The sequence below is a fragment of the Azospirillum sp. TSO5 genome, assembly GCF_003116065.1.
Classification (GTDB): Bacteria; Pseudomonadota; Alphaproteobacteria; order Azospirillales; family Azospirillaceae; genus Azospirillum.
Map to the genome: position 1 here is coordinate 35,929 of NZ_LGQY01000043.1, position 21,530 is coordinate 57,458.

Consider the following 21,530-nt stretch of genomic DNA (forward strand, 5'->3'; position numbering starts at 1 on the left):
CATCAGCGCTTGCGGCGGCCGTCCAGTTCCAGCATGCCGCGCAGCGCGGCGATGGTCTTGCTGAGCGGCGTCGGTTCGCCGGCGGGCTTGGCTTCCGGATTGGCGGGATTTGCCGTCTCCGGCTGAACATCCTGCGGCTTGGCGTTGGGCGGCGACCCCGCCTCCGGCGCGGCCGATCCGCTGCGGGCCGGCGGACGCGGTTTGGCGGCGCGGGGTTTCGGCTGGGAAGCGGGGGGCGAATCCGGCTGTATCTCGTCCTCGATCAGCCCACGCAGGGCCTTCATCGCCTCCTTGATCTCGCGCTCCTGGGCGGAGCGGCGGCCGGCGGGTGCCGGGTCCGGATCCTTTTCCTGTTCCGGGGCAGCAGCCTCCGGCGCCGGATCGGGATCATCCCAGCCAGCGGGCACCGACCAGTCATCCTCGCCCAGGTCAGGTGCCGGATCATCCGGCTCCTCACGACGGGCGGGCTTTTCGACCATCCGGCCGGCGTTGCGCGGTCCCTTGGCCGGCAGCGGCGCAGCGTCCTCCTCTTCCTCCGCCGGCTCGTTCGCCGCGTCCTCGATCATGGAGCGCAGGGCGGCGAGAGTCCGATCGAAGCCTTCCTCATCCTCCGGCGGCGGGGGCGGGCGCTGGGCCCGGCGTTCGGCGCGATGCTGATCGAAGTCGAGCGGTTCGGCAGGCGGCGGCGCGGGCTTCGCCGGACGGGAAGCGGGAGGTGGGGCGGGTTTCTCCGGGTCGCGGATGGCGAAGGACAGGATCTCCTCCTCCGACGGTTCCTCGCCATCCGGACCGCCGTCTTCGGGATCATCCTCCTGGCCGGCGTCCCGGGACTCCAGGTGCCAGGGATCGGCCCCCGCGTCCGCGCCGTCGTCCTCGAAATCCCTGCGCACCAGGACCTTGTGCGAGAAGACCGGCGGCTCGTCCCCGCCGAGGTCGTCCTCACCCTGGTCGCCCTCGTCCTGGTCGCCGCCATGCAGGTCCGGCCCGTCGCCGGCGGGACCATCAGCGGACGGGTGCTCGGCAAAGCTTGCAGCGCGGGCGGCCTGGGGAGCAGGCGCCGGGTCGTCCTCATCGTCGTCGGAGCCATAGGCCTGCGCCAGCAGCCGGCGCATCGCCATCAGCGTCTCGTCACCATCATCTTCTTCGGGGTCGCCAACTTCGGAGTCGGCACCGTCCGGGGAACCGGCGTCGGCGACCTCGTCGCGGGCGGGCTCCGGCCGCTCGTCGTTGGCGGCAGTTCTGGCATCGCCCGTCGCCGGCTCATCCTCCCAATCGTCATCCCACTCGTCGGGCGGCGACGGGCGGCCGAGGCGCGCCGCCATGTCGGCGAGCGAAACGGGTTCCCACAGCGGAGCGGCGCCATCCTCCGCCGGACCGTCGGCCACGAGGTCGGACAGCGGACGTTCCAACACCGGCTTGCCGCGAACAGGCGCCGGTGGTGGAGGAGGAGGGGGAGCGGGCGGCTCCTCCGCATCGGCCGTCCTGTCCCGGCCGCCGTCACCACCGCGCAGCGAGGCGAGCAGCCCGTTCAGCGCCGCCAGCGGCGCATCGAAGGACGGCTCGTCATTGCTGGCGGCGGGGAGGCCGGCGGCCAGGGGTTCGGCCAGGATCGGCCGGCTTTCGATGTCGCGGGAGTCGCAGCGCGAGCAGCGGTAATGCGGCGCGATCGACAGAACCGGGTAATTGGGGCCGAAGCGCCGTTCCAGCATGGCACGGGGCAGCACGCCGCCATGTCCGCAGGTGCGGCAGCGCAGTTGCACGTCGGCGTCGATGTCGCGGAGGAACAGCATACGGGCCATGCCGCGCAGTATAGCGGCGGCCCCGCGGCTTTCCCATCCGTTTCAGTGCTGCCCCGGCCCCACAGGTCCCGGTTCTACGGGACGGGTCAGACTGCGCGGGTGACGGTCAGGCCCTGTTCGGACAGGCTTTCGGAGATGTCCTTGAACTTCCGCAGATAGCGGGTGCGGTAGGCGTCGAAATCGGCGGCGATGGCCGCCTCGGCGTTCTTGGACTTCTTGAACTCGGACACGCGGTGGGCGTTCTCTGCACGGTACAGGGCGAAAGCGCCCTTCGTCACCAGATCGTTGCCGACCGGGTCTGCATTTTTCGATTTGTCGCTGTTCATCAATCCATGTCCAGATGGAGTGGACATCCGGCCACCGGGGTTCGATGAGCGGGGCCGGATGATCGGAGCCGGTAATCGGCGGGGGCTGCGATACGACCCTACAGCCGTATCAATGCGTTGCAGCCACCGGTAAAAGCCTACGCCCGCTTTCCCACACCCGCAATGCTGCGACGCACTATCATGCCACCACCCCGCGCAGGGCGGCCATGCGGTCACGGTCGACGCGGATGCGGTCGAGATGCTGGGCGATCACCGCGGTGATGGGCAGGGGAAGCTCTTTCGCCATCGCTTCTTCGTAACGGCGCAGGCATTCGCTTTCACCGCGCTCGACCTCCTGGATGATGGTGACGCGGTCATGGCCGAGCACGGCGGATTTCAGTTCCAGGAAGAAGCGGTGTGCACCGCCCAGCATGGTGCCGCCCATGTCCGGCGCACCGCCCTGTTCGGCGACCAGCCGCTGAGTCTCGCGCACGATGGCACCGCGCTGGGCGGCGAGATCGTTGAACAGGGCCTTCAGATCCTCGTCCTCGGCGGATTCCGCGGCCTGCCGGTAGCCTTCGTGGCTATCCTCGACGATGCGGATAAGGTCATTGAGCGTATCGACGATCTCGTCTTTTTCCATGGCGGCAGGCCCTCCCATGCGTCCCCTACGCTGCCACAACCCGGCGGCGGGCCCGAATGTTCCAACCTGCCACCGGGGGCAATACCAGTGCGACGGACGCGAAACCGTGCGCCGCCTCCTTACGCCGACGCTTCGGAAAGGGCGCGCGGGGCGGGCGGCGGGCGGCGGATCAGGCTGCGGAACATCCCGGCCCGCCACAGGCCGACGCAATGGCCGCAGAGCCCCATCGCGTCCGACACCAGGCCGAAGACCGATCCTGCCAGCAGGTTGTGCCCAGCCCCGACCACCGTCGCCATGACGAAGAACACCCGCATCCGTCCGACCGCGGTCTGCCAGCGGCCAAGCGTCGCCAGCAGGAAGCCGGTGGCCGAAAGCGCCGACATCGGCCCCTGCCAGCTCAGCACCGCCACGGCGAGCGCCGCCGGCACCGTCAGCCCATAAAGCAGGCCGAGCGTCCGGGATGGCTGCCGTTGGACGCGCACCGCCATCTGGATCAGACCCAGTCCGCACATCAGCATGGCTGTCCAGGCGCCAAGCAGCAGGAAATGGAGCAGGAACAGCGAGGAGGCCGCCGCCTGCGCCGTCAGAATCGCCCGCCGGCCGCCGAGAAGCGTTGACAGGGTGGCGGCCGACAACCCGGCAATGCCGGTCATGACAACCGGCGAGATCGTTGCGGGAAGGGCCGAGAGGGTTGGAAGATAATCGAGCAGAAATACCGTCATGAAGCGCCTTCGCATGAAAAACATGCCGCAGTGCAGCGAAGGCGGCGGACGCTAGTCCCGGACGGTTAACCAGATATGAACATCGATGTGACCGGAAACGGACCAAAAGATGGATGCCGGGATGTCCCGGACAATCGGAAAACGCAATCATGTGGAGTGTGCGGATAACTCTGGTGATTATTGTGTGTCCTCTGCCTCGTTGCGCCTCCGTTGAAAGGGTTGTGAAGGGTTTGTCAGGAGGCGGCCCGACGATTTCGGAGAGGATCCCGACCATCCTTGCCGTTGGCTTTGAAGGCGTACGGCGGCATTCTCGCACCGTCACGGCAGAATCGTTATCGACTGTGTCATTATCGACGCTGCCGGACCGGGATCGGGGGATCATCCGGTAATTGGCGCAATCCGGACGAACTGGGGGAAACATCATGGCGCTGTACGGCCGCCATCCTGCCTCGCTTGGCTGGGAACCGAAGCCGAAATCGGGCAAGACCGGCGAAGCGCGCGGCCATGGTGGCCGTACCGGCCGCAGCGGGCATCTGTGCTGTGGCTGCGGCCGACCGATCCGCGCCGGCGACCCGCATTGGGCCGGACATGGCCATCAGAACCCCTGGCACTATGCTTGTGCCGAGCGGGCCGGTCTTACATGGTCATGGGCGGGCCGCCCGGCCGAGCCGCCGCTTCCGGCCGCGGAGATGGACTGACCACGCCGCCATTCGCCCCGACCTGCGCCTCTTCGCGCCCACGGCGGTAGGCGTCGCGTTCAGCCTCCAGGATGGCGTCGGCCAACCGCCGTTCAAATTCACGCTCCACGAGGGCGGAGAACAGGTCGATGCGGAAACGGGCCTGCAGGGACCGGCTCAGCCGGCGGGCTCTTTCGATCGGCGGCATCGGCGTTCTCCTTTCGGCTGAGGGACAATGGCGCCCAGCTTCAGGGATGACAGGCGATCCCGGCAACCGCGCCATCGGCGAACCGCCAACGCAAAGGAGAGCGCCCATCCGCACCCATCGGTGCGAACCGCTCGTCATAAAAATCGGATTTTGAAAGGGAGCGGCTCAAGGCCGGTTGCCATGCAGGAGGCACGGCGTTTGGAGCGGGTGAAGGGAATCGAACCCTCGTCGTAAGCTTGGGAAGCTTCTGCTCTACCATTGAGCTACACCCGCGCGCCCGCTGTTTATAGGCGACTGCCGCGGCGGATACAAGAGCGGAATCAAGCACTCCCGGGAGCGGGATCGGCGACCGGTTGCGCAGGCGTGGCGGTACTCGTGGCGGCTTCGGCGGCGGCCGGGACGGCGGCATGCTTCGCCGGGGACGGCCCGTCCGGGCGGCCGGAGATGGCGCGGGCGACGCCGTCGGCGATCACACGCTGGCAATGCTCGGCCAGCGACTTGCGGCTGCTGAAGCCGTCGATGGTCACCGGCGGGTGGAATTCCACCTCCACCGTCATGCCGCCCAGGCGGAAGGCCTGCCACAGATGCGGCGCCAAATCCATGTCGCCATACCACGCATAGAAGGGACGGAACGCGAAGCCCATCGGGATGCCGTCCAGCCGGGTGGCGGCGATGCTGACGGGCTGGACGGTCAGCGGACGGCCGTCGATGCGGCGGGCGGCGACGGCGAACAGGGCGGTCTTGAAGGGCAGCGTGCGGTTGCCATCGCTGGAGGTGCCCTCCGGGAACAGGATCAGGCTGTCGCCGGCGTCCAGACGGCTGCCGATGTCGTCACGCTGCTTGTCGACCGAATTGCGCGCCTTGCGCTCGACGAACACCGTGCGCTGAAGCCGGGCCAGCAGACCGAAGAAGGGCCAGCTCCCGACCTCCGACTTGGCGACGAAGGAGCCGGGGATCTGCGAGCCCAGGACCGTGATGTCCAGGTAGGAGGAGTGGTTGGACACGAACAGCACCGGCCCGTCGGCGACACGCTGGCCGCGCACCACCACGTCCAGTCCCATCAGCCGGGCGCAGACCCGGTGATAGAAGGGCGGCAGGGTGCGGCACAGCCGCCAGCCGCGCGCCACCGCCAGGGCCTGCAGCGGGATCAGCAGAAGCGTCCACAGCAGGTACAGCGTCAGGCGCAGGGCGCCGCGGCCGGACGACCCCAGGGCGCGCGCGGTGCGGGTCATGGTCGCCTCAGCCGGCTTGGCTGTCGCGGCTGCGACGTTCGTAATGCTTGAAATACTTGTCGGTGATCAGATCGGTCTTCACCACGATGCAGACGTCGGTGGTGTTGAACTGGTGATCGATGACCGCGCCGTCGCCGATGAAGCCGCCGAGCCGCAGATAGCCCTTGATCAGCGGCGGCAGAATGTTCAGCGCCCGCCGCGGGTCGATGTGCTCCTTCGCCATCCGGTCCAGCGACACGAAGCGTTCCGGCAGCGCCGTCGCCCGCAGATCCGCCGGGGCCAGATGATGGTGGTAGAGGTAGGACAGCGGCTCCGCCATGGCATCCGGATCGGTGCCGGGCAGGCTGGCGCAGCCGAACATCAGGGCGATGTCGTGCTGGAACACGTAGGCCGCGATGCCCTGCCACAGCAGCTGCATGCTGCCGCGCGTGCGATAGCCGGCGTCGACGCAGGAGCGGCCAAGCTCCAGCACCTCGCCGGGATAGCTGGCGAGGCGGCCGATGTCGTATTCGTCGCTGGAATAGAAGCGGCCGACCTTCTCGGCGGCGGGACGGCGGATCAGGCGGTAGGTGCCGACCACCATGTCCGGACCGTTGCCGCGGGAATGGTCGATGACCAGCAGATGGTCGGCGACGCCGTCGTAATCGTCGAAATCGCGCCCCCGGGCCTGCATCTCGGGGGAAGGGATCGCCGCCATCTCTTCGTAGAAGACGCGGTAGCGCAAGGCCTGCGCCCAGTCGATCTCCTCCGCGGAGCGGGCCAGCCGCACTTCCAGCGTGCCGAGGCGGATGCCGTCGGTCAGCTTTTCGCCGGCGGTCGCTTTTTCGATGGTGGCGTCCTCGGGTGCGGACGCGTCGCTCCGCTCCGGGCTAGTCCGGGTCATTCCCGGCTGGTCCAAGCTTGCATCAGCCATGTCGACGGTCCGCTGCGATGGTTCTCGACTGTGCGCCGCGCCGGCTTGCCCCCGTCAGGCCACGGCGGCCAGGGTCGGGACGGACAGCGTCGCACGCACCACAAGGCATAACACGATCCGCCGGTTGCCGGTCAACCGACATCGTCGCGTGCCGTCAGCCGAAGCCTGCTGCGACCTACAGGAATCGTCCGCTTCGGGGATGCGGTCCCTTGGGGCTCTGGATGTCCCGGCAGCCAATGCGGAAAGAAGAAGCGGGGAGGGCAGGCACGGGCGGCGGCGCCGTCATGACGCCGGTCCGCCCTGCGGAAGCCCCAGCCCTCAGGCGCCGCGGCGGGCGCGGGTGCCGAGACCGATCTGCTTGGCCAGCGAGCTGCGCTGACGGGCATAGTTCGGCGCGACCATCGGGTAGTCGGTCGGCAGGCCCCAGCGGTCGCGGTATTCTTCTGGCGTCATATTGTACGCCGTCTTGAGATGGCGCTTCAGCATCTTCAGCTTCTTGCCGTCTTCCAGGCACACAATGTAGTCCGGCGTCACCGACTTCTTGATCGGCACGGCAGGCTGCGGCCGCTCCTCCGCCACCACCGGTTCGGTGCCGACGTTGGCCAGCGACTTGTAGACCTGTTCGATCAGAGTCGGAAGATCGGTCAGCGAGACTGTATTGTTGGAGACATGCGCCGCCACGATCTCCGTGGTCAGAGACAACAGCGCGTTGGAAGGGGACCCGTTGCTCATGTAAGCTTGCTCCGCGGCATTCGTACCTCACCATATAAAGAGGTTTTCTGCGTCGTGCAATATCCATCCTTTGGAGCAAAGAGGAATCGGTGACCGAAAAAATCTCCGCAGACTTGTTTCTCGACATCACCTCGCAGGTTTGTCCGTTAACCTTCGTCAAGACCAAGTTGATGGTAGAACGGATGGACGCGGGGCAGACACTCGAAGTCCGGCTGAATGCCGGTGAACCCTTGGAAAACGTTCCACGATCCTTGGTCGAGTTGGGGCACAGCATTCTGTCTGTGCACCCCGAACGATTGGATGATCCTGACGGAGTCCACCGCCTGATCGTGCGGAAAAATTAACCCCTATGCCCCATCAAGATTGCGGCGCAGGACAAGCGCCGCGACCCGGCCGTCGACACGCCTGTAGTATCCGGGGCGGCGCCCGACGGAAAAAAAGCCGCTGGCCTTGTATAGACTCGATGCTGCCGGATTATCCTCGGCGACTTCAAGAAACAGCGCAGTCGCACCCAGGTTCTGCGATCCGGTGACGGCAGCCTCGACCAGCAGGCGGCCGATGCCGCCGCGACGCGCCTGGGGCATCACGCCGATCGCCAGGATCTCGGCATCCTCCACCGCGACACGGGCCATAACGAAGCCGACCGGCTGGTCCTGCGCATCGAGGGCGATGACGGCGAAGCCGGCCGGCGGCGTGGTCAGGGTGGCGACCGACGCCTCGTCCCACGGATCGTCGGGGAAGCAGGCCTGCTGCAGGGCCGCGACCACCCCGGCCTCCAGCGGGCCGGCGGGGTGGAGGCGAACGGCGGACGCGGTCATGCCGCCGCTCCCGGTTCCGGCTTGGAGGCGGGTTTGGACGCGGACTTGGAGGCCGCAGCCTTCGGCAAGGTGACGTCGGGCAGGCGGAGATAGAAGGGCTCGACCGGCAGGCCGGTCGGGCGGGCCGCCCCCAGCACCGCAACCACGGCGGCGTCCGGCAGCCCGTCGCCGGACGCCGGGACGACGTCGGCCCGGCCGCCCAGCAGCGGGAGCACCGCCGCCGCCGCGTCGCCGGCCAGCAGCAGCGGACCGGACGGGCACAGTGCGTCGAGCCAGCCGGCGATCGCCGACGGGTCGGGCATCGCCGGCTCGCCCACCGGGGTCAACGCCGCGTCGTACAACTGCAGGAAGGGCTCGGCACGCCGGCTGTCGACGGCGACCAGCAGCGAACGGCCGGCGCGTTCGGCCGCCGGCACGCCATGGGCGATGGCGTCGAAACTGGTGATCCCGACCACCGGCAGATCCTGGGCGACGGCGATGCCGCGCGCGGCGGCCAGGGCGATGCGCAGCCCGGTGAAGGCGCCCGGCCCGACGGTGACGGCGATGCGGTCGAGGTCGGCGAAGCCGACGCCGGCCTCGGCCATCACCTCCTGCGCCAGCGGCACCAGCACTTCGGCCTGACCGCGCGACATCGGCGGGCTGCGCCGTACGGTCACGCGCGCGCCGCCGGCCTGACCGGCCGTTCCCTCCCACACTGCCGCCGAACAGCCGGACGTGGCCGTATCCAGACCCAGAACCTTCATCGCTCCGCCTTCCTGGCCGCCGCGTCGCGCGGACGGCCGATTTCTAATACGCAGGCACGCCTTCCCCGGATTGCCATGCCGGGGCCGTTCCATTGAAAAAGTCCATCTCGGGCATGGCAGACCCGTGACCATGGCAGATGGCGTCGCGGCCATGCTAGAGGACCATCGTTTTCCTCATACGCCCACGGTTGTCCATTCCATGCTGACCGAGATCGCGCCTCCGGCCTTCGACATCGACCTGGAGCTTCTCTACGCCACCGCCGACAACCTGTCCGGCGTGCCGATCTACCGCTCGGCGGTGTGCCTGCTGCATCCCGACGCGGCCCGCCGGCTCGGCGAGGCCATCCGGCTGGCGCGCGGCATCGGCTGCCGCCTGCGGATTTACGATGCCTTCCGCCCGGCGGAGGCGCAATGGAAGCTGTGGCACGCCTTTCCCGACCCCGTCTACATCGCCGACCCGCGGCTGGGCTCCAACCACACCCGCGGCGTGGCGGTCGACCTTACGCTGGTGGATGGTGCCGGCGCGGCCCTGGACATGGGCACCGGCTTCGATGCGATGACCGAGCGGTCGCACCATGGCCGCAGCGACCTGACCGCCGAACAGCAGCGCAACCGCGCCCTGCTGCTGGGCGTGATGGTCGGCGCCGGGTGGGAGCATTACCCGTCGGAATGGTGGCACTATCAGCTTGCCGATGCCGAGCGCTACCCGCTGCTGACCGACGCGGCGGCCGGCGGCCGGCTGATGTAAGGACGAGCGGTGCAAGAATAGTGATGGCCGCAGACGGATAGCCGGAGACGCCGGGCGCCGGGTTCTCCATCCCGGCTTGTGCCGGGGCGGAGGTCTTCCATTGTTGCACGCGCGCACCGCATCGCTGCCCTCCGTGGAAAAGCGGCGGACGGAGCTTGTTCGCATGGCGGAGACTGTGGCACATCCTTTGCGTCTGGGCGAAGGTCGCCCCGATCAGCCTTTTCCGCAGGCCGCCATGCCGTTCCGTCGTGCCGTCAGGGTACTCGCCGCCGCCGCGCTGTCCGTCTGGACCGCGTTCGTGCCGGTGTCCCGGCCCGCCGCCGCCGAATCCGTTTCACCGCAGGGCTCCAGCGCGGTGGTCTTCGCCTATGACCGTTTCGGCGAGGACCAGAATCCCTCGATCAGCATCCGCATCGACCAGTTCGAAGCCCATCTCGACGAGCTGACCGACGGCGATTACCACGTCCTGCCGCTGCCGAAGATCCTGGATGCCCTGCGCAACGGCAAGCCGCTGCCCGACCGCACGGTGGCGATCACCATTGACGAGGCCAGCCGCTCCGCCTTCACCGAGGCCTGGCCGCGGCTGAAGGCGGCGGGCCTGCCTTTCACCCTGTTCGTCGCCACCGACGCGGTGGACCGCGGCTCCCCCTCCCACATGAGCTGGACCGAGATCCGCCAGCTGGCGGCGGCGGGGGTCACCATCGGGGCGCTTGGCACCTCGACCCAGTCGATGCTGGCGCGCAGCCCGGATCAACTGGCTGCCGACCTGCGCCGGATGTCCGACCGCTTCCAGACCGAATTGGGCAAGCGCCCGGCGGTCTTCGCCTATCCGCAGGGGGAATATTCGCTGGCCGTGCGGCAATTGGTGGTCGACCAGGGCTTCGCGGCCGCCTTCGGCCAGCAGTCGGGGGTCCTGCACCCGCAGGCCGATCCCTGGAGCCTGCCGCGTTTCGTCATGAACGAGACCTACGGCAGCGCCGACCGCTTCGAGCTGGCGGCCAACGCGCTGCCGCTGCCGGTGTCGGACCTGACGCCCGACGACCCGCTGGTCACCGTCAACCCGCCGCCGCTGGGCTTCACCATCGCCGACGGGGTGGGTGACAGCTCCAAGCTGGCCTGCTTCGCCGCCGGCCAGGGCCGCACCGCGCTGGAGCGCATCGCCGAGGATCGGGTGGAGGTCCGCATCAAGGATCCCTTCCCGCCGGGCCGCGCCCGCGTCAACTGCACCCTTCCGGCCGCCGACGGCCGCTGGCGCTGGCTCGGCGTTCAGTTCCTGATCCCGGAATAATCCAGGGACGGAAGATCGCGGTGGCAATCCCGACCGGTTCGATCGGGCATTGGCGGGAAGACGGGCGCCGCCTATGGTGCCGGTCCCGGCGTGCCGTTGCGAGGCCCGCGAGATTTTTCAGAGTGGCGATTTTCGGGAGCGGGCAATGGCCGACGAGACATATTCGGGGAACGGGCCAGGGGATGTGCAGGGGTCCGACATCGGCTGGTCCGATACGGTTCGGTTCCGGCTGCCGGCCGGTTGGGCGGTCGATGTGGAAGAACATGAAGGACAGCCGGTGGGCACCTTCCGGCCGCCGCCGCCGGCCGCCGGGGTGCTGCGGCTGGTGACGGATCGGGTGGTGCCTCGGCCGGAGTCCGGCGGAACGGCAGCCACCCTGCAGGAGATGGCGCTGCGCTTCGTCCGACCGCAAGACCCGCGGGCAGGCGACCGGACCGTGGAGAGCCGCGCCGATGGCGCCGTGATCGCCCAGGCGATGATGCGGACGGAAGAGGAAGGTCGCGCCGAGACCCATTACCTGTGGCTGGTCGGCGCGGAACGCCCGGATGCGGCGGGGAGTGTGGCCGCGGTCGCGATGTTCAGCTTCGCGCTTCCCGACCTGATGGATGGCGACGAGTCCTGCGCCGAAATGCTGGGCCGGATCGACGACGCCATCCGCAACGCTGAGATATTGTAAAGCAGAAGGGCGTCCGCCCCTGCACGTCAAGGAAGGCCGGTGGTGCCGGTCAGCAGTGGCCGGCCCCGGTCACCATCAGCGCCTTCAGACGGACGGCCTGGGGGTCGTGGGCGACGGCCGCCTCTTCCGCGGCGAGAGCGGCGAGGCTGATGAAGCGCGCCAGGTCATCAAGGTCGCAACGCGTCGCGTCGCTCATCAGGCTGTCCAGGCAGGACTTGATGGCCAGGGCCACATCGCGTCGTTCGTCCATCATCGCGCTTCCCTTTCACACCTGTATGACCAGCGTTGCATAGAACCGCATGCTCTGGTGGCGGCGACAGGGGAGTCGCTGGCCCAATCCCTTGCGGTCGTCCCTTATGACACAAAGGAGATAGCATATTCCTTTCGGATTTTCACTATTAGATTCTCCAGGACATGAATAATCGCAGCAACCGCGAATTGATTGGAAGAGGCTCTGCACGCCATTGCTTGTTAATGAAAGGTTAACTGCATTGACTGGTTCACAATCGAAGCATTAATCACTTGTAACATCTGTGACGATTTGAATCAGAGAGGGTGATTATCGGGATACTCGTCTTCGCTTGCTTGAATACGCTGGTATTCTATTGCGAAGAGCAGCGGGACGGCGGCGGCGTGGCGGAGGATGTCGCGGCAGCGTTTTTTCGCCGCATTTGCGGGTCGAAAGGCGCGCCACCCTGTTGCAGCCCGAAACGGCTCCGCCTATATCTCCGCCAGCACGGGCCGGACCCGGAGGCGTCGCTCTCAAGCATCGCTCCCCCGGGGACCAGACCCCCACGCGCTCCACCGACGTTTCACCGACCCTATGGGGATCGCGGCGGTGCCGGACCAGACGGGCCGCCACGCATCTGCCGAACGAAAGAGGCTGAACATGAGCAAAGTGATTGGTATCGACCTCGGCACCACGAACTCGTGCGTCGCCGTTATGGAAGGCGGCAGCGCCAAGGTGATCGAGAACGCCGAGGGCGCGCGGACGACGCCGTCCATGGTCGCCTTCAGCCAGGGCGGCGAGCGGCTGATCGGCCAGCCCGCCAAGCGCCAGGCGGTCACCAATCCGGAAAACACCCTCTTCGCCATCAAGCGTCTGATCGGCCGCCGCTTCGACGATCCGCTGACGAAGAAGGACCAGGGCCTGGTTCCCTACCGCATCATCTCCGGCGACAACGGCGACGCCTGGGTCGAGGCGCACGGCAAGAAGTACAGCCCCAGCCAGATCAGCGCCTTCATCCTCACCAAGATGAAGGAAACCGCCGAGAACTATCTGGGCGAAAAGGTCACGCAGGCGGTCATCACCGTCCCGGCCTACTTCAACGACAGCCAGCGCCAGGCCACCAAGGACGCCGGCAAGATCGCCGGCCTGGACGTGCTGCGCATCATCAACGAGCCGACCGCCGCCGCGCTCGCCTACGGCATGGAGAAGAAGGGCACCGGCACCGTCGCGGTCTATGACCTGGGCGGCGGCACCTTCGACATCTCCGTGCTGGAGATCGGCGACGGCGTTTTCGAGGTGAAGTCGACCAACGGCGACACCTTCCTGGGCGGCGAGGACTTCGACAGCCGGGTCATCGAGTATCTGGCCGACGAGTTCAACAAGGAGCAGGGCATCGACCTGCGCAAGGACAAGCTCGCGCTGCAGCGCCTGAAGGAAGCTGCGGAGAAGGCGAAGATCGAGCTGTCGTCCACCACGCAGACCGAAGTCAACCTGCCCTTCATCACCGCCGACCAGACCGGTCCGAAGCACCTGAACATCAAGCTGACCCGCGCCAAGCTGGAAGCCCTGGTGGACGACCTGGTGCAGCGCACGATCGAGCCCTGCAAGGCGGCCCTGAAGGACGCCGGCCTGAAGGCCAGCGAGATCGACGAGGTGATCCTGGTCGGCGGCATGACCCGCATGCCCAAGGTCATCGACGCGGTGAAGCAGTTCTTCGGCCGTGAGCCGCACCGCGGCGTCAACCCGGACGAGGTGGTCGCCATCGGCGCCGCCATCCAGGGCGGCGTGCTGAAGGGCGAGGTCAAGGACGTCCTGCTGCTCGACGTCACCCCGCTGTCGCTGGGCATCGAGACGCTGGGCGGCGTCTTCACCCGTCTGATCGACCGCAACACCACGGTTCCGACGAAGAAGAGCCAGACCTTCTCGACCGCCGAGGACAACCAGAACGCCGTCACCATCCGCGTCTTCCAGGGCGAGCGCGAGATGGCGCAGGACAACAAGATGCTGGGCCAGTTCGATCTGGTCGGCATCCCGCCGGCCCCGCGCGGCGTTCCGCAGATCGAGGTGACCTTCGACATCGACGCCAACGGCATCGTCAGCGTCACGGCGAAGGACAAGGCGACCGGCAAGGAGCAGCAGATCCGCATCCAGGCCTCGGGCGGCCTGTCGGACGCCGACATCCAGAAGATGGTGAAGGACGCGGAGGCCCACGCCGACGCCGACAAGAAGCGCCGTGAGCTGGTCGACGCCCGCAACCATGCCGACGCCCTGATCCACACCACCGAGCGGACCATCAAGGAGAACGGCGACAAGATCCCGGCCTCCGACAAGTCCGCCGCGGAGGCAGCCGTCACCGAGCTGAAGTCGGTGCTGGACAGCGAGGATCTGGAAGGCATCAAGGCGAAGACCGAGGCGCTGGCCCAGGTGTCGATGAAGCTGGGCGAGGCGATGTACAAGGCCGGCCAGGGCGAGGCCCCGGCTGCGGGCGGCGAGGCGCCGGGCGCCCAGCCGAACGAGCCGGGCGTCGTCGACGCCGACTTCGAAGAGGTCCAGGACGACAAGAAGAAGTCGGCCTGAGGTTAGGCCAGCTTCTTTTTGATACGGACCTGACGCGAGCATCGATGGCCCGCCGCCTTTTCCCGGCGGCGGGCCTTCGGTATGCTGGGCTCAGGTTCCGGCACGACGCGGACAGTTTGGACCAGAACGACTCAAAGGCGGTCGGCCCCCATGGCGAAACAGGATTATTACGAGCTGCTCGGTGTGGCGAAGAACGCCAGCGCGGATGAGCTGAAAAAGGCTTATCGCAAGATGGCGATGCAGTACCACCCGGACCGCAACCAGGGTGACAAGGACGCCGAGCAGAAGTTCAAGGAAATCAGCGAAGCGTATGACGTCCTGAAGGACGATCAGAAGCGCGCGGCCTATGACCGGTTCGGCCACGCCGCCTTCGAGGGTGGCCGTGGTCCGGGCGCCGGTGCCGGGGCCGGCGGCTTCAACTTCGACTTCGGCGGCGGTGGCGGCTTCGCCGACATCTTCGACGAGATGTTCGGCGAGTTCATGGGCGGGCGCCGCGGCGGCGGCGGTGCGTCCGGCCGCGGCCAGGACCTGCGCTACAATCTGGAGATCGGGCTGGAGGAGGCCTTCAAGGGCACCCAGACCACCATCCGTGTCCCCACCACCGTGCAGTGCGACAGCTGCAACGGCTCCGGTGCTGCGGCGGGCACCCAGCCGATCACTTGCCCGACCTGCCAGGGTCACGGCAAGGTGCGGGCGCAGCAGGGCTTCTTCACCATCGAGCGGACCTGCCCCGGCTGCCACGGCGCCGGCAAGGTCATCAAGGACGCCTGCAAGAACTGCGGCGGCTCCGGCCGTCTGCGCAAGGAAAAGACCCTGCAGGTCAACATCCCCGCCGGTGTCGAGGACGGCACCCGCATCCGTCTGGCGGGAGAGGGCGAGGCGGGGCTGCGCGGGGCGCCTGCCGGCGACCTCTATATCTTCCTGGCGCTGGCGCCGCACCCGATCTTCCAGCGCGACGGCGCCAACATTCACTGCCGGGTGCCGATCCCGATGACCACGGCGGCGCTCGGCGGTTCGGTGGAGGTGCCGACCATCGACGGCAGCCGCACCAAGGTGACGGTGCCGCCGGGCACCCAGTCCGGCCACCAGTTCCGCATCAAGGGCAAGGGCATGTCGGTTCTGCGCAGTGCCCAGCGCGGCGACATGTACATCCAGGCGGTGGTCGAGACCCCGGTGAACCTGACGAAGCGCCAGCAGGAACTGCTGCGCGAGTTCGAGGGCGCCGCCAAGGAAGGGTCGAACCCGCAGTCGGAAGGCTTCTTCGCCAAGGTGAAGGAGCTTTGGGAAGACCTGAAGGACTGATCCTTCATCGGAGCGGAGCTTATTCAACGGGCGGCGTGTCGGTGACGCGCCGCCCGTTACTTTTTGTCGCATGCCGGGATCTTTCCGTGTTTTCCAGCGGCTGATGCGCCATTTCGGCGCGAAAGCCGTTGATGGGGAGGTCATGCCCGTGTAATCACCCAGCATGGCTAATCCATTGGCGACATGTCCGGCCGATGCCGGGGGCAGGCTGTCTGATGCGGGTTGACAGGCTTCTTGCCGCCCTCTTCGGCGCCTTCGTCCGCAGCGACGAACTGCCCGATCTGATCTGGCCGGCCGGTCACACGCCGATCCTGCAGCGGCGGCGCGCCGCGATGATCCAGTCGCGCGTGCGCATGGTGGCGCTGATCTTCGGCGTCCTGACCCCGCTGTGGATTGCCATCGACGTCACCGTCTTCGAATGGAAGCTGGCCGTCTGGCTGATCGTGCTGCGCCTCAGCGCCAGTGCCGCCTTCCTGGCGCTCGCCTTCGACCGCCGGTCGTGCGAGGATATGACCTGCGCCTGGTGGCGGCTGGCCGCCCTGCTGGCGATCCCGACGCTGTTCTTCGCCATCTCGCACCCGCTGCTCTACAACCAGGGTGTCGACGACCTGCGCATCGCCGTCAGTGCCGGCTATGGCTATCTGCCCTTCGTGATGGTGGCGGGGCTCAGCGTCTTTCCGCTGACCGCGGTGGAGGGCGCGCTGTTCGCCGCCCCGATGCTGGGCGCCCATCTGGCCGCCGGCTTCTACGGCTCGCTGGTGATGCCGTTTCCATCCTACATCAGCGCGCTGTGGCTGCTGGCGCTGATCGCGGTGGTGGCGACGCTGGCGGCGATCAGCCAGCTGCATTTCATGATCGCGCTGCTGGAGCAGGCGGCGCACGACGCCCTGACCGGCGCCTTCTCCCGCCGCATCGGCGAGGAATTGCTGAAACTCCAGGTCGCCCATGCCGAACGGGCGGCGCAGCCACTGTCGGCCATCTTCGTCGACCTGGACGATTTCAAGGCGGTCAACGACCGCTATGGCCATGAGGAGGGCGACCGCGTCCTGCGCCATGCCGCCAACACCATCCGCAGCCTGCTGCGCCAGTCCGACGCGCTGGTGCGCTGGGGCGGGGAGGAGTTCCTGGTCGTCATGCCGGACACGCCGGTGGAGGGCGCGATGATCGCGGTGGAGCGGATGCGCCGGGCCGGTTTCGGCAAGCGGCCGGACGGCAGCCTGCAGACCGCCAGCATCGGCATCGCCGAACAGACGGCCGACCGCCCCACCGACTGGGAATCGTTGGTGGAATTGGCCGACCAGCGCATGTACCGCGCCAAACAGGACGGTAAGAATCGGGTGGTGGGGACCGGCGGCGACAAAGGACCGGACGCCGAGGCCCAGCCCTGGGACGGCATCGTCGCCTAGGCACCGCTCTCCAGCGGATACTCCCGCAACGCCTCATACACCGCCCCGCCGTTGCCAAGATGGCTGCGGTAGAGCGTGACGTGATCGACCGGCATCGGGCCGGCGCGGAACAGGCCGCGGTCGGACAGGAAGCGTCCGATGCGGTCGGCCGGCGCGTCCTTCAGCCGGGCGAGCGTGATGTGGGGGGAGAATTTCCGCTCCTCCGCCGGCAGGCCGCAGCGAACCAGGGCGGATTCGATCTTGGCCTGCAGATGGGCCAGCGCCTCGTTGCGCTCCACCCCCGCCCACAGCACCCGCGCCCGGCGGGCGCTGCCGTACATGCCGACGCCGTCGAACGTGAGTGCGAAGGCCGGCGCCCGCAGTTCCGCCAGCGCGGCATCGATGTCCATAGCCTGATCCTCCGGCACCTCGCCGATGAAGCGCAGGGTCAGGTGCATAGCCTCCGGCTCGGTCCAGCGCGCGCCGGGCACGCCGCCGGCCAGCCCGGCCAACCTCTGGCGGACCTCCTCCGTCAGGTCGAGGGCGACGAACAGGCGGAGCATGGGGCACCTCCGGGTTTGCTGCTACGGCTCGCCCCCTTCCCGACCCTCCCCCGCTTTGCGGGAGAGGGTGCCTTATGCGAAACGGCGGCAGTTCCCTCTCCCGCGAAGCGGGGGAGGGTTAGGGAGGGGGCAACCGCCGCCAATACCTTACCAACAGCTTACGGACACGGATCCGGCATGCGGTTGTGCACGGCGTCGATCTCCGCCATCACCTCCGGCGACAGGGTCACGTCGATGGAGTCGATGTTGGAGACCAGCGTTTCCATCGTCGTTGCCCCGATCAGCGACGAGGTGACGAAGGGTTGCTGCAACGTGAAGGCGATGGCCATCTGGTTGGGCGCCAGACCGTGGCGGCGGGCGATGTCCAGATAGGCCTCCGTCGCGGCGTCGGCGTTGACGGTGGCATAGCGCGACGGCCGGTGGTCGAGCGCGCGGCGGCTGCCCGGCGGGATGGCGCCGTTCAGATATTTCCCGGTCAGCGTGCCGGCGCCCAACGGCGAATAGGCGAGCAGCCCGACATCCTCGCGAAGCGCCACCTCCGACAGGCCGTTCTCGAAGGTCCGGTTCAACAGGTTGTAGGCGTTCTGGATCGAGGCGACGCGCGGCAGCCCAGCCATCTCCCCCGCCACCTCGGCGGCGCGCAGCCAGCGCATCACGCCCCAGGGGCTCTCGTTCGACAGGCCGACATGGCGGATCTTGCCGGCCTGGACCAGTTCGGCCAGCGCCGCCAGCGTCTCCTCGATCGGCGCGCCGTCCTGCTCCGGCTTGTGGCGGTAGGTGCGGACACCGAAGCGGTTGGTGACGCGGTCGGGCCAATGGATCTGGTAGAGGTCGATGTAGTCGGTCTTCAGCCGCGACAGGCTGGCCTCCACCGCGGCGAAGAGGTTGGCGCGGTCGAGCCGCGACTTGCCCTCGCGTACCCAGCCGAAGCCGCCAGCCGGCGCACCGATGATCTTGCTGGCGAGGATCACCTTGTCGCGCTTGCCGCGCGACTGGAACCAGCTGCCGATCACCGCCTCCGTCTTGCCATAGGTGTCGGCGGTGGGCGGGATGGCGTACATCTCCGCCGTGTCCCAGAAGTTGATGCCGCGGTCGAGAGCGGCGTCCATCTGGGCGTGGCCTTCGGCCTCGGTGTTCTGGCGGCCCCAGGTCATGGTGCCCAGGCCGATGGCGCTGACCGACAGGCCGGTGCGGCCGAGCGGACGATACTGCATCCGGAACGTTCCTTATTTGAAATGATCTTTTAGAGGAAAAGCGTCAGCACGCCGGTGTAGCCATAGAGCCGGTTGTGCGACACCTCGCCCGAGGCGAAGAAGCCGGTCAGCGGAATGTCGCCGAAGGTGTCGCGGATCATCGACAACTCGGCGTCGGCGGTGCCGAACAGGCCGGGACCGCGGGCGATGCAACTGACATACACCGCTCCCTTCGGCGTCGCCTTCACCCGTTTCTTGAGGCTGTCCAGCATCCGGCGCATGTCGGCGGCAGCGGTTTCCGGATCGCGGCGGGTGAACATCACCGGCTGGCCGGTCGTCACCCGCTCGGCGATGGAGATCCAGCCAGCGCGCGGGTCGATGGCGATCAGGTCGCGGACCAGATAGTCCTGGGTGTCGGACCCGGCGATGGGCAGCCCGGCGCAGATCACCCCGGCGACCTGCCGCAGGTCGGCGGCAAGCTCCGGTCCGATGTCTTCCTTGAAGACGTCCAGTGCCGGGCGGTTGTCGATCTCCAGGATCACGTTGTCATCGCTGGCGGTGACGGTGCGCGTCGGCCCGATCGGGCGGCAGCCCTGGGTGAGGGCGGTGGCGACCGGCAGATTTGGCGCGAAGAGCACACCCGACACGCCGCCCTCGGTGACCGGATCGGCATCCTCGGCCCCGGCAGCAATCTGCGGGAACTCCCCGCGCGAGGCGGTCAGGCCGCCGACCAGGAAGACGCCGGCCTCCTCCGACAAGCGGGATACCAGCCCGGCCATGTCGGCATGGTGGGGATCGACATGGACCAGCGCCAGCGCCGCGCCATGTTTGTCCAGCCAGCCGCCGGCACTGCCGCGCAGCGGCTCCAGCCCATCGGTCAGGGTGGGGAACAGGCGGAAGCTGTCCTCCGGCAGGCGGGCGGCCATGATCGCCATCCCCGGCTCGTCGAACAGGGCCTCGCCGTTGGCCATCACGCCGATGCCAGCGGTGCCGACCCAATGGCGGATGCCGGTGACTCCGCGCAGCAGGGTGACAATGCTGGTCGCATGTTCCGCCAGACCGTCGGTCAGGTAGAGGAAACCCAGGTTGCAGCCGGCGACCGGACCCAGCCGGTCGAGACAGGCCTTGACCGTCGGTCCCCATTCCGCCCCGGCGGCGCAGGCGGCGTGAAAGCAGGTGTCGCTGTCCAGGGTCACGGTCATGGGTCAGCCTCCGGTTTTGACGGTAGTCTTGCCGATATTGGGGAGGCCGTCGAGCAGCGCGGTGACGGAGGGCAGGATGCGCTCCACGATCACCGCCACACCCTGGGCATTGGGATGCATCCCGTCCGGCTGGATCAGCGACCGGTCCAGCGCCACCCCGTCGAGGAAGAAGGGATAAAGCGGCAGGTCGTAGGCTTTCGCCAGATCCGGGTAGATGGCGTTGAACTTGTCGGTATAGGGCTTGCCCAGGCTGGGCGAGGCGAGCATGCCGGCCAGCAGGGTCGGGATTTTGCGCTCCGCCAGCGCCTTCAGGATGGCGTCGAGGTTCGCCTTGGCCTGATCGGGGTCGAGCCCGCGCAGCATGTCGTTGGCGCCCAGCTCGACGATGGCGGCGTCCGGCTTGTCGGCCAGCGCCCAGTCCAGCCGCGCCCGGCCGCCGGCGGTGGTGTCGCCCGACACGCCGGCATTGATGACGGTGACGCTGTAGCCCTTGGCGGCCAGCGCCTTTTCCAGTTGGCGAGTGAAGCCCTGCTGTTCCGGCAACCCATAGCCCGCAGTCAGGCTGTCGCCCAGCGCCAGCAGCTTCACCGGCTGCGCGGCGTCGGCGCGGTTCGGAACGGTCATCGGTACCCCTGCGGCAAAGACGAAGGCCAGCGCCGCAGCGAAGGCGCCCGTGTTGAAAGCCCGGCGGGTCGTGCCATATGGCGATGGTCCGTTCCGCTTGTGCGAGAGTCGCATGTCCAAGGCTCAGTCCCCTGCAACGTCGTCAAAATCCATCGCCCGGTCTTCCAACGATGCTGAGTCCATCGTTGAACTCGACGACGTCCACCTGAAATTGGACAGCGGTGCCGGACCCGTCAACATCCTGCGCGGCGTGAATCTTCAGGTGGCGGCCGGGGAGCGGGTCGGCGTCGTCGGTCCCAGCGGTTCCGGCAAGTCGACCATGATGATGGTGATGGCCGGTCTGGAACGCCCCAGCGGCGGCACCGTCCGCGTCGCCGGACAGGATCTCGGGCGCCTGGACGAGGATGGCTTGGCGCGGTTCCGCCGGCAGCATGTCGGCATCGTCTTCCAAGCCTTCCATCTGGTGCCGACGATGACGGCGCTGGAGAATGTCGCCATCCCTCTGGAATTCGCCGGGGTCGCCGACGCCTTCGACCGCGCCCGCATCGGGCTGGAGCAGGTGGGATTGGGGCACCGCATCCACCATTATCCCGGCCAGCTGTCCGGCGGCGAGCAGCAGCGCACCGCATTGGCCCGCGCCTTCGTCACCGAGCCGTCGCTGCTGCTGGCCGACGAGCCGACCGGCAACCTCGACATCGACACCGGCGCCACCATCGTGAAGCTTCTGTTCGATCTCGCCGAGCGGCGCGGCACGACGCTGGTGCTGATCACCCACGACCAGACCCTCGCCGCACGCTGCGACCGCACGGTGCGGCTGGCCGACGGGCGGATCGCCGACGATGGGCAGGCGGCGCGTCGCGCGAAGCTGCAGGCGGCGGGGGAGTGAGGGGGATGCTGATACAAGCGCCGGGTGCCCCCTCCTTCCCACGGCTTCGCCGCGGGTCCCTCCCT

At 67.8% G+C, this 21,530-nt stretch carries 23 protein-coding genes and 1 tRNA gene; 8 read left to right on the forward strand and 16 right to left on the reverse strand.

Going from position 1 to position 21,530, the window contains the following annotated elements:
- Nucleotides 1-2: 2 nt before the first annotated feature.
- The 9 genes from TSO5_RS13355 to TSO5_RS13395 all read right to left on the reverse strand — a co-directional run bounded on the left by TSO5_RS13355 (nucleotide 3) and on the right by TSO5_RS13395 (nucleotide 7,231).
- Entirely contained in the window at nucleotides 3-1,790 is a 1,788-nt protein-coding gene (locus tag TSO5_RS13355; protein ID WP_146203732.1) for a hypothetical protein, read from the reverse strand.
- 95 nt (nucleotides 1,791-1,885) lie between these two features.
- On the reverse strand, nucleotides 1,886-2,125 hold the full coding sequence (locus TSO5_RS13360; RefSeq protein ID WP_109152056.1) for a hypothetical protein: 240 nt from the start codon (nucleotides 2,123-2,125) through the stop codon (nucleotides 1,886-1,888).
- Nucleotides 2,126-2,303: 178 nt separating this feature from the next.
- A complete protein-coding gene (locus TSO5_RS13365) occupies nucleotides 2,304-2,747 on the reverse strand; it encodes a PA2169 family four-helix-bundle protein (protein WP_109074973.1) in 444 nt (147 codons plus the stop codon).
- Between the two features lie 119 nt (nucleotides 2,748-2,866).
- Entirely contained in the window at nucleotides 2,867-3,400 is a 534-nt protein-coding gene (locus TSO5_RS13370; protein ID WP_158282413.1) for a YgjV family protein, read from the reverse strand.
- A 705-nt stretch (nucleotides 3,401-4,105) separates the two neighbouring features.
- Nucleotides 4,106-4,354: a hypothetical protein gene (locus tag TSO5_RS13375; protein ID WP_109152058.1), complete on the reverse strand. Its 249-nt coding sequence runs from the start codon at nucleotides 4,352-4,354 to the stop codon at nucleotides 4,106-4,108.
- A 199-nt stretch (nucleotides 4,355-4,553) separates the two neighbouring features.
- A tRNA-Gly gene (locus TSO5_RS13380) sits at nucleotides 4,554-4,627 on the reverse strand.
- Between the two features lie 47 nt (nucleotides 4,628-4,674).
- Complete coding sequence (locus TSO5_RS13385) at nucleotides 4,675-5,586, reverse strand: lysophospholipid acyltransferase family protein (RefSeq protein WP_109152059.1); 912 nt, start codon at nucleotides 5,584-5,586, stop codon at nucleotides 4,675-4,677.
- Nucleotides 5,587-5,593: 7 nt separating this feature from the next.
- The gene (locus TSO5_RS13390) at nucleotides 5,594-6,499 is read right to left on the reverse strand and encodes a GNAT family N-acyltransferase (RefSeq protein WP_109152060.1); all 906 of its coding nucleotides are present in this window, start codon (nucleotides 6,497-6,499) and stop codon (nucleotides 5,594-5,596) included.
- A 318-nt stretch (nucleotides 6,500-6,817) separates the two neighbouring features.
- On the reverse strand, nucleotides 6,818-7,231 hold the full coding sequence (locus tag TSO5_RS13395; RefSeq protein ID WP_085087004.1) for a MucR family transcriptional regulator: 414 nt from the start codon (nucleotides 7,229-7,231) through the stop codon (nucleotides 6,818-6,820).
- A gap of 89 nt (nucleotides 7,232-7,320) precedes the next feature.
- Between TSO5_RS13395 and TSO5_RS13400 the strand changes: the two genes are divergently transcribed.
- Nucleotides 7,321-7,575 (forward strand): sulfurtransferase TusA family protein, encoded by a 255-nt coding sequence (locus tag TSO5_RS13400; RefSeq protein ID WP_085087002.1) that lies wholly within the window; start codon nucleotides 7,321-7,323, stop codon nucleotides 7,573-7,575.
- Nucleotides 7,576-7,578: 3 nt separating this feature from the next.
- On the opposite strand, the gene TSO5_RS13405 is transcribed toward TSO5_RS13400, so the two are convergent.
- Together TSO5_RS13405 and tsaB are read right to left on the reverse strand one after the other, a co-directional pair.
- Entirely contained in the window at nucleotides 7,579-8,049 is a 471-nt protein-coding gene (locus TSO5_RS13405; RefSeq protein WP_109152061.1) for a GNAT family N-acetyltransferase, read from the reverse strand.
- A complete protein-coding gene (tsaB, locus tag TSO5_RS13410; RefSeq protein WP_109152062.1) occupies nucleotides 8,046-8,792 on the reverse strand; it encodes a tRNA (adenosine(37)-N6)-threonylcarbamoyltransferase complex dimerization subunit type 1 TsaB in 747 nt (248 codons plus the stop codon). Before tsaB ends, TSO5_RS13405 begins: the two co-directional genes overlap by 4 nt.
- Nucleotides 8,793-8,991: 199 nt before the next feature.
- Here tsaB and ddpX point away from each other — a divergent pair, with 199 nt between their 5' ends.
- The 3 genes from ddpX to TSO5_RS13425 all read left to right on the forward strand — a co-directional run bounded on the left by ddpX (nucleotide 8,992) and on the right by TSO5_RS13425 (nucleotide 11,504).
- Nucleotides 8,992-9,540, forward strand: a complete 549-nt coding sequence (ddpX, locus tag TSO5_RS13415) for a D-alanyl-D-alanine dipeptidase (RefSeq protein ID WP_109152063.1) — start codon at nucleotides 8,992-8,994, stop codon at nucleotides 9,538-9,540.
- A gap of 163 nt (nucleotides 9,541-9,703) precedes the next feature.
- Complete coding sequence (locus tag TSO5_RS13420; protein WP_247870750.1) at nucleotides 9,704-10,828, forward strand: polysaccharide deacetylase family protein; 1,125 nt, start codon at nucleotides 9,704-9,706, stop codon at nucleotides 10,826-10,828.
- 145 nt (nucleotides 10,829-10,973) lie between these two features.
- Nucleotides 10,974-11,504: a hypothetical protein gene (locus TSO5_RS13425; protein WP_109152064.1), complete on the forward strand. Its 531-nt coding sequence runs from the start codon at nucleotides 10,974-10,976 to the stop codon at nucleotides 11,502-11,504.
- A 49-nt stretch (nucleotides 11,505-11,553) separates the two neighbouring features.
- Here the strand turns inward: TSO5_RS13425 and TSO5_RS13430 are convergent, their stop codons facing one another.
- The gene (locus tag TSO5_RS13430) at nucleotides 11,554-11,757 is read right to left on the reverse strand and encodes a hypothetical protein (RefSeq protein ID WP_109074963.1); all 204 of its coding nucleotides are present in this window, start codon (nucleotides 11,755-11,757) and stop codon (nucleotides 11,554-11,556) included.
- Nucleotides 11,758-12,393: 636 nt separating this feature from the next.
- Between TSO5_RS13430 and dnaK the strand changes: the two genes are divergently transcribed.
- The 3 genes from dnaK (at nucleotide 12,394) to TSO5_RS13445 (ending at nucleotide 17,018) form a co-directional block, all read left to right on the forward strand.
- The gene (dnaK, locus tag TSO5_RS13435) at nucleotides 12,394-14,310 is read left to right on the forward strand and encodes a molecular chaperone DnaK (protein WP_109152065.1); all 1,917 of its coding nucleotides are present in this window, start codon (nucleotides 12,394-12,396) and stop codon (nucleotides 14,308-14,310) included.
- Between the two features lie 150 nt (nucleotides 14,311-14,460).
- Nucleotides 14,461-15,612 carry a molecular chaperone DnaJ gene (dnaJ, locus tag TSO5_RS13440; protein WP_109074961.1) on the forward strand — a complete coding sequence of 384 codons (1,152 nt, stop codon included), beginning with the start codon at nucleotides 14,461-14,463 and terminating at the stop codon, nucleotides 15,610-15,612.
- Nucleotides 15,613-15,827: 215 nt separating this feature from the next.
- On the forward strand, nucleotides 15,828-17,018 hold the full coding sequence (locus tag TSO5_RS13445) for a GGDEF domain-containing protein (protein ID WP_109152066.1): 1,191 nt from the start codon (nucleotides 15,828-15,830) through the stop codon (nucleotides 17,016-17,018).
- Here the strand turns inward: TSO5_RS13445 and thpR are convergent.
- The 4 genes from thpR to TSO5_RS13465 all read right to left on the reverse strand — a co-directional run bounded on the left by thpR (nucleotide 17,015) and on the right by TSO5_RS13465 (nucleotide 20,579).
- A complete protein-coding gene (thpR, locus tag TSO5_RS13450; protein ID WP_109152067.1) occupies nucleotides 17,015-17,560 on the reverse strand; it encodes an RNA 2',3'-cyclic phosphodiesterase in 546 nt (181 codons plus the stop codon). The two genes, TSO5_RS13445 and thpR, sit on opposite strands and share 4 nt — an antisense overlap.
- 158 nt (nucleotides 17,561-17,718) lie before the next feature.
- Entirely contained in the window at nucleotides 17,719-18,774 is a 1,056-nt protein-coding gene (locus TSO5_RS13455) for an NADP(H)-dependent aldo-keto reductase (RefSeq protein WP_109152068.1), read from the reverse strand.
- A gap of 29 nt (nucleotides 18,775-18,803) precedes the next feature.
- Nucleotides 18,804-19,955, reverse strand: a complete 1,152-nt coding sequence (locus TSO5_RS13460; RefSeq protein ID WP_109152069.1) for an FIST N-terminal domain-containing protein — start codon at nucleotides 19,953-19,955, stop codon at nucleotides 18,804-18,806.
- Between the two features lie 3 nt (nucleotides 19,956-19,958).
- Nucleotides 19,959-20,579: an arylesterase gene (locus tag TSO5_RS13465; protein WP_109152070.1), complete on the reverse strand. Its 621-nt coding sequence runs from the start codon at nucleotides 20,577-20,579 to the stop codon at nucleotides 19,959-19,961.
- A 112-nt stretch (nucleotides 20,580-20,691) separates the two neighbouring features.
- Between TSO5_RS13465 and TSO5_RS13470 the strand changes: the two genes are divergently transcribed.
- Nucleotides 20,692-21,465 (forward strand): ABC transporter ATP-binding protein, encoded by a 774-nt coding sequence (locus TSO5_RS13470; protein WP_109152071.1) that lies wholly within the window; start codon nucleotides 20,692-20,694, stop codon nucleotides 21,463-21,465.
- Nucleotides 21,466-21,530: the final 65 nt, after the last annotated feature.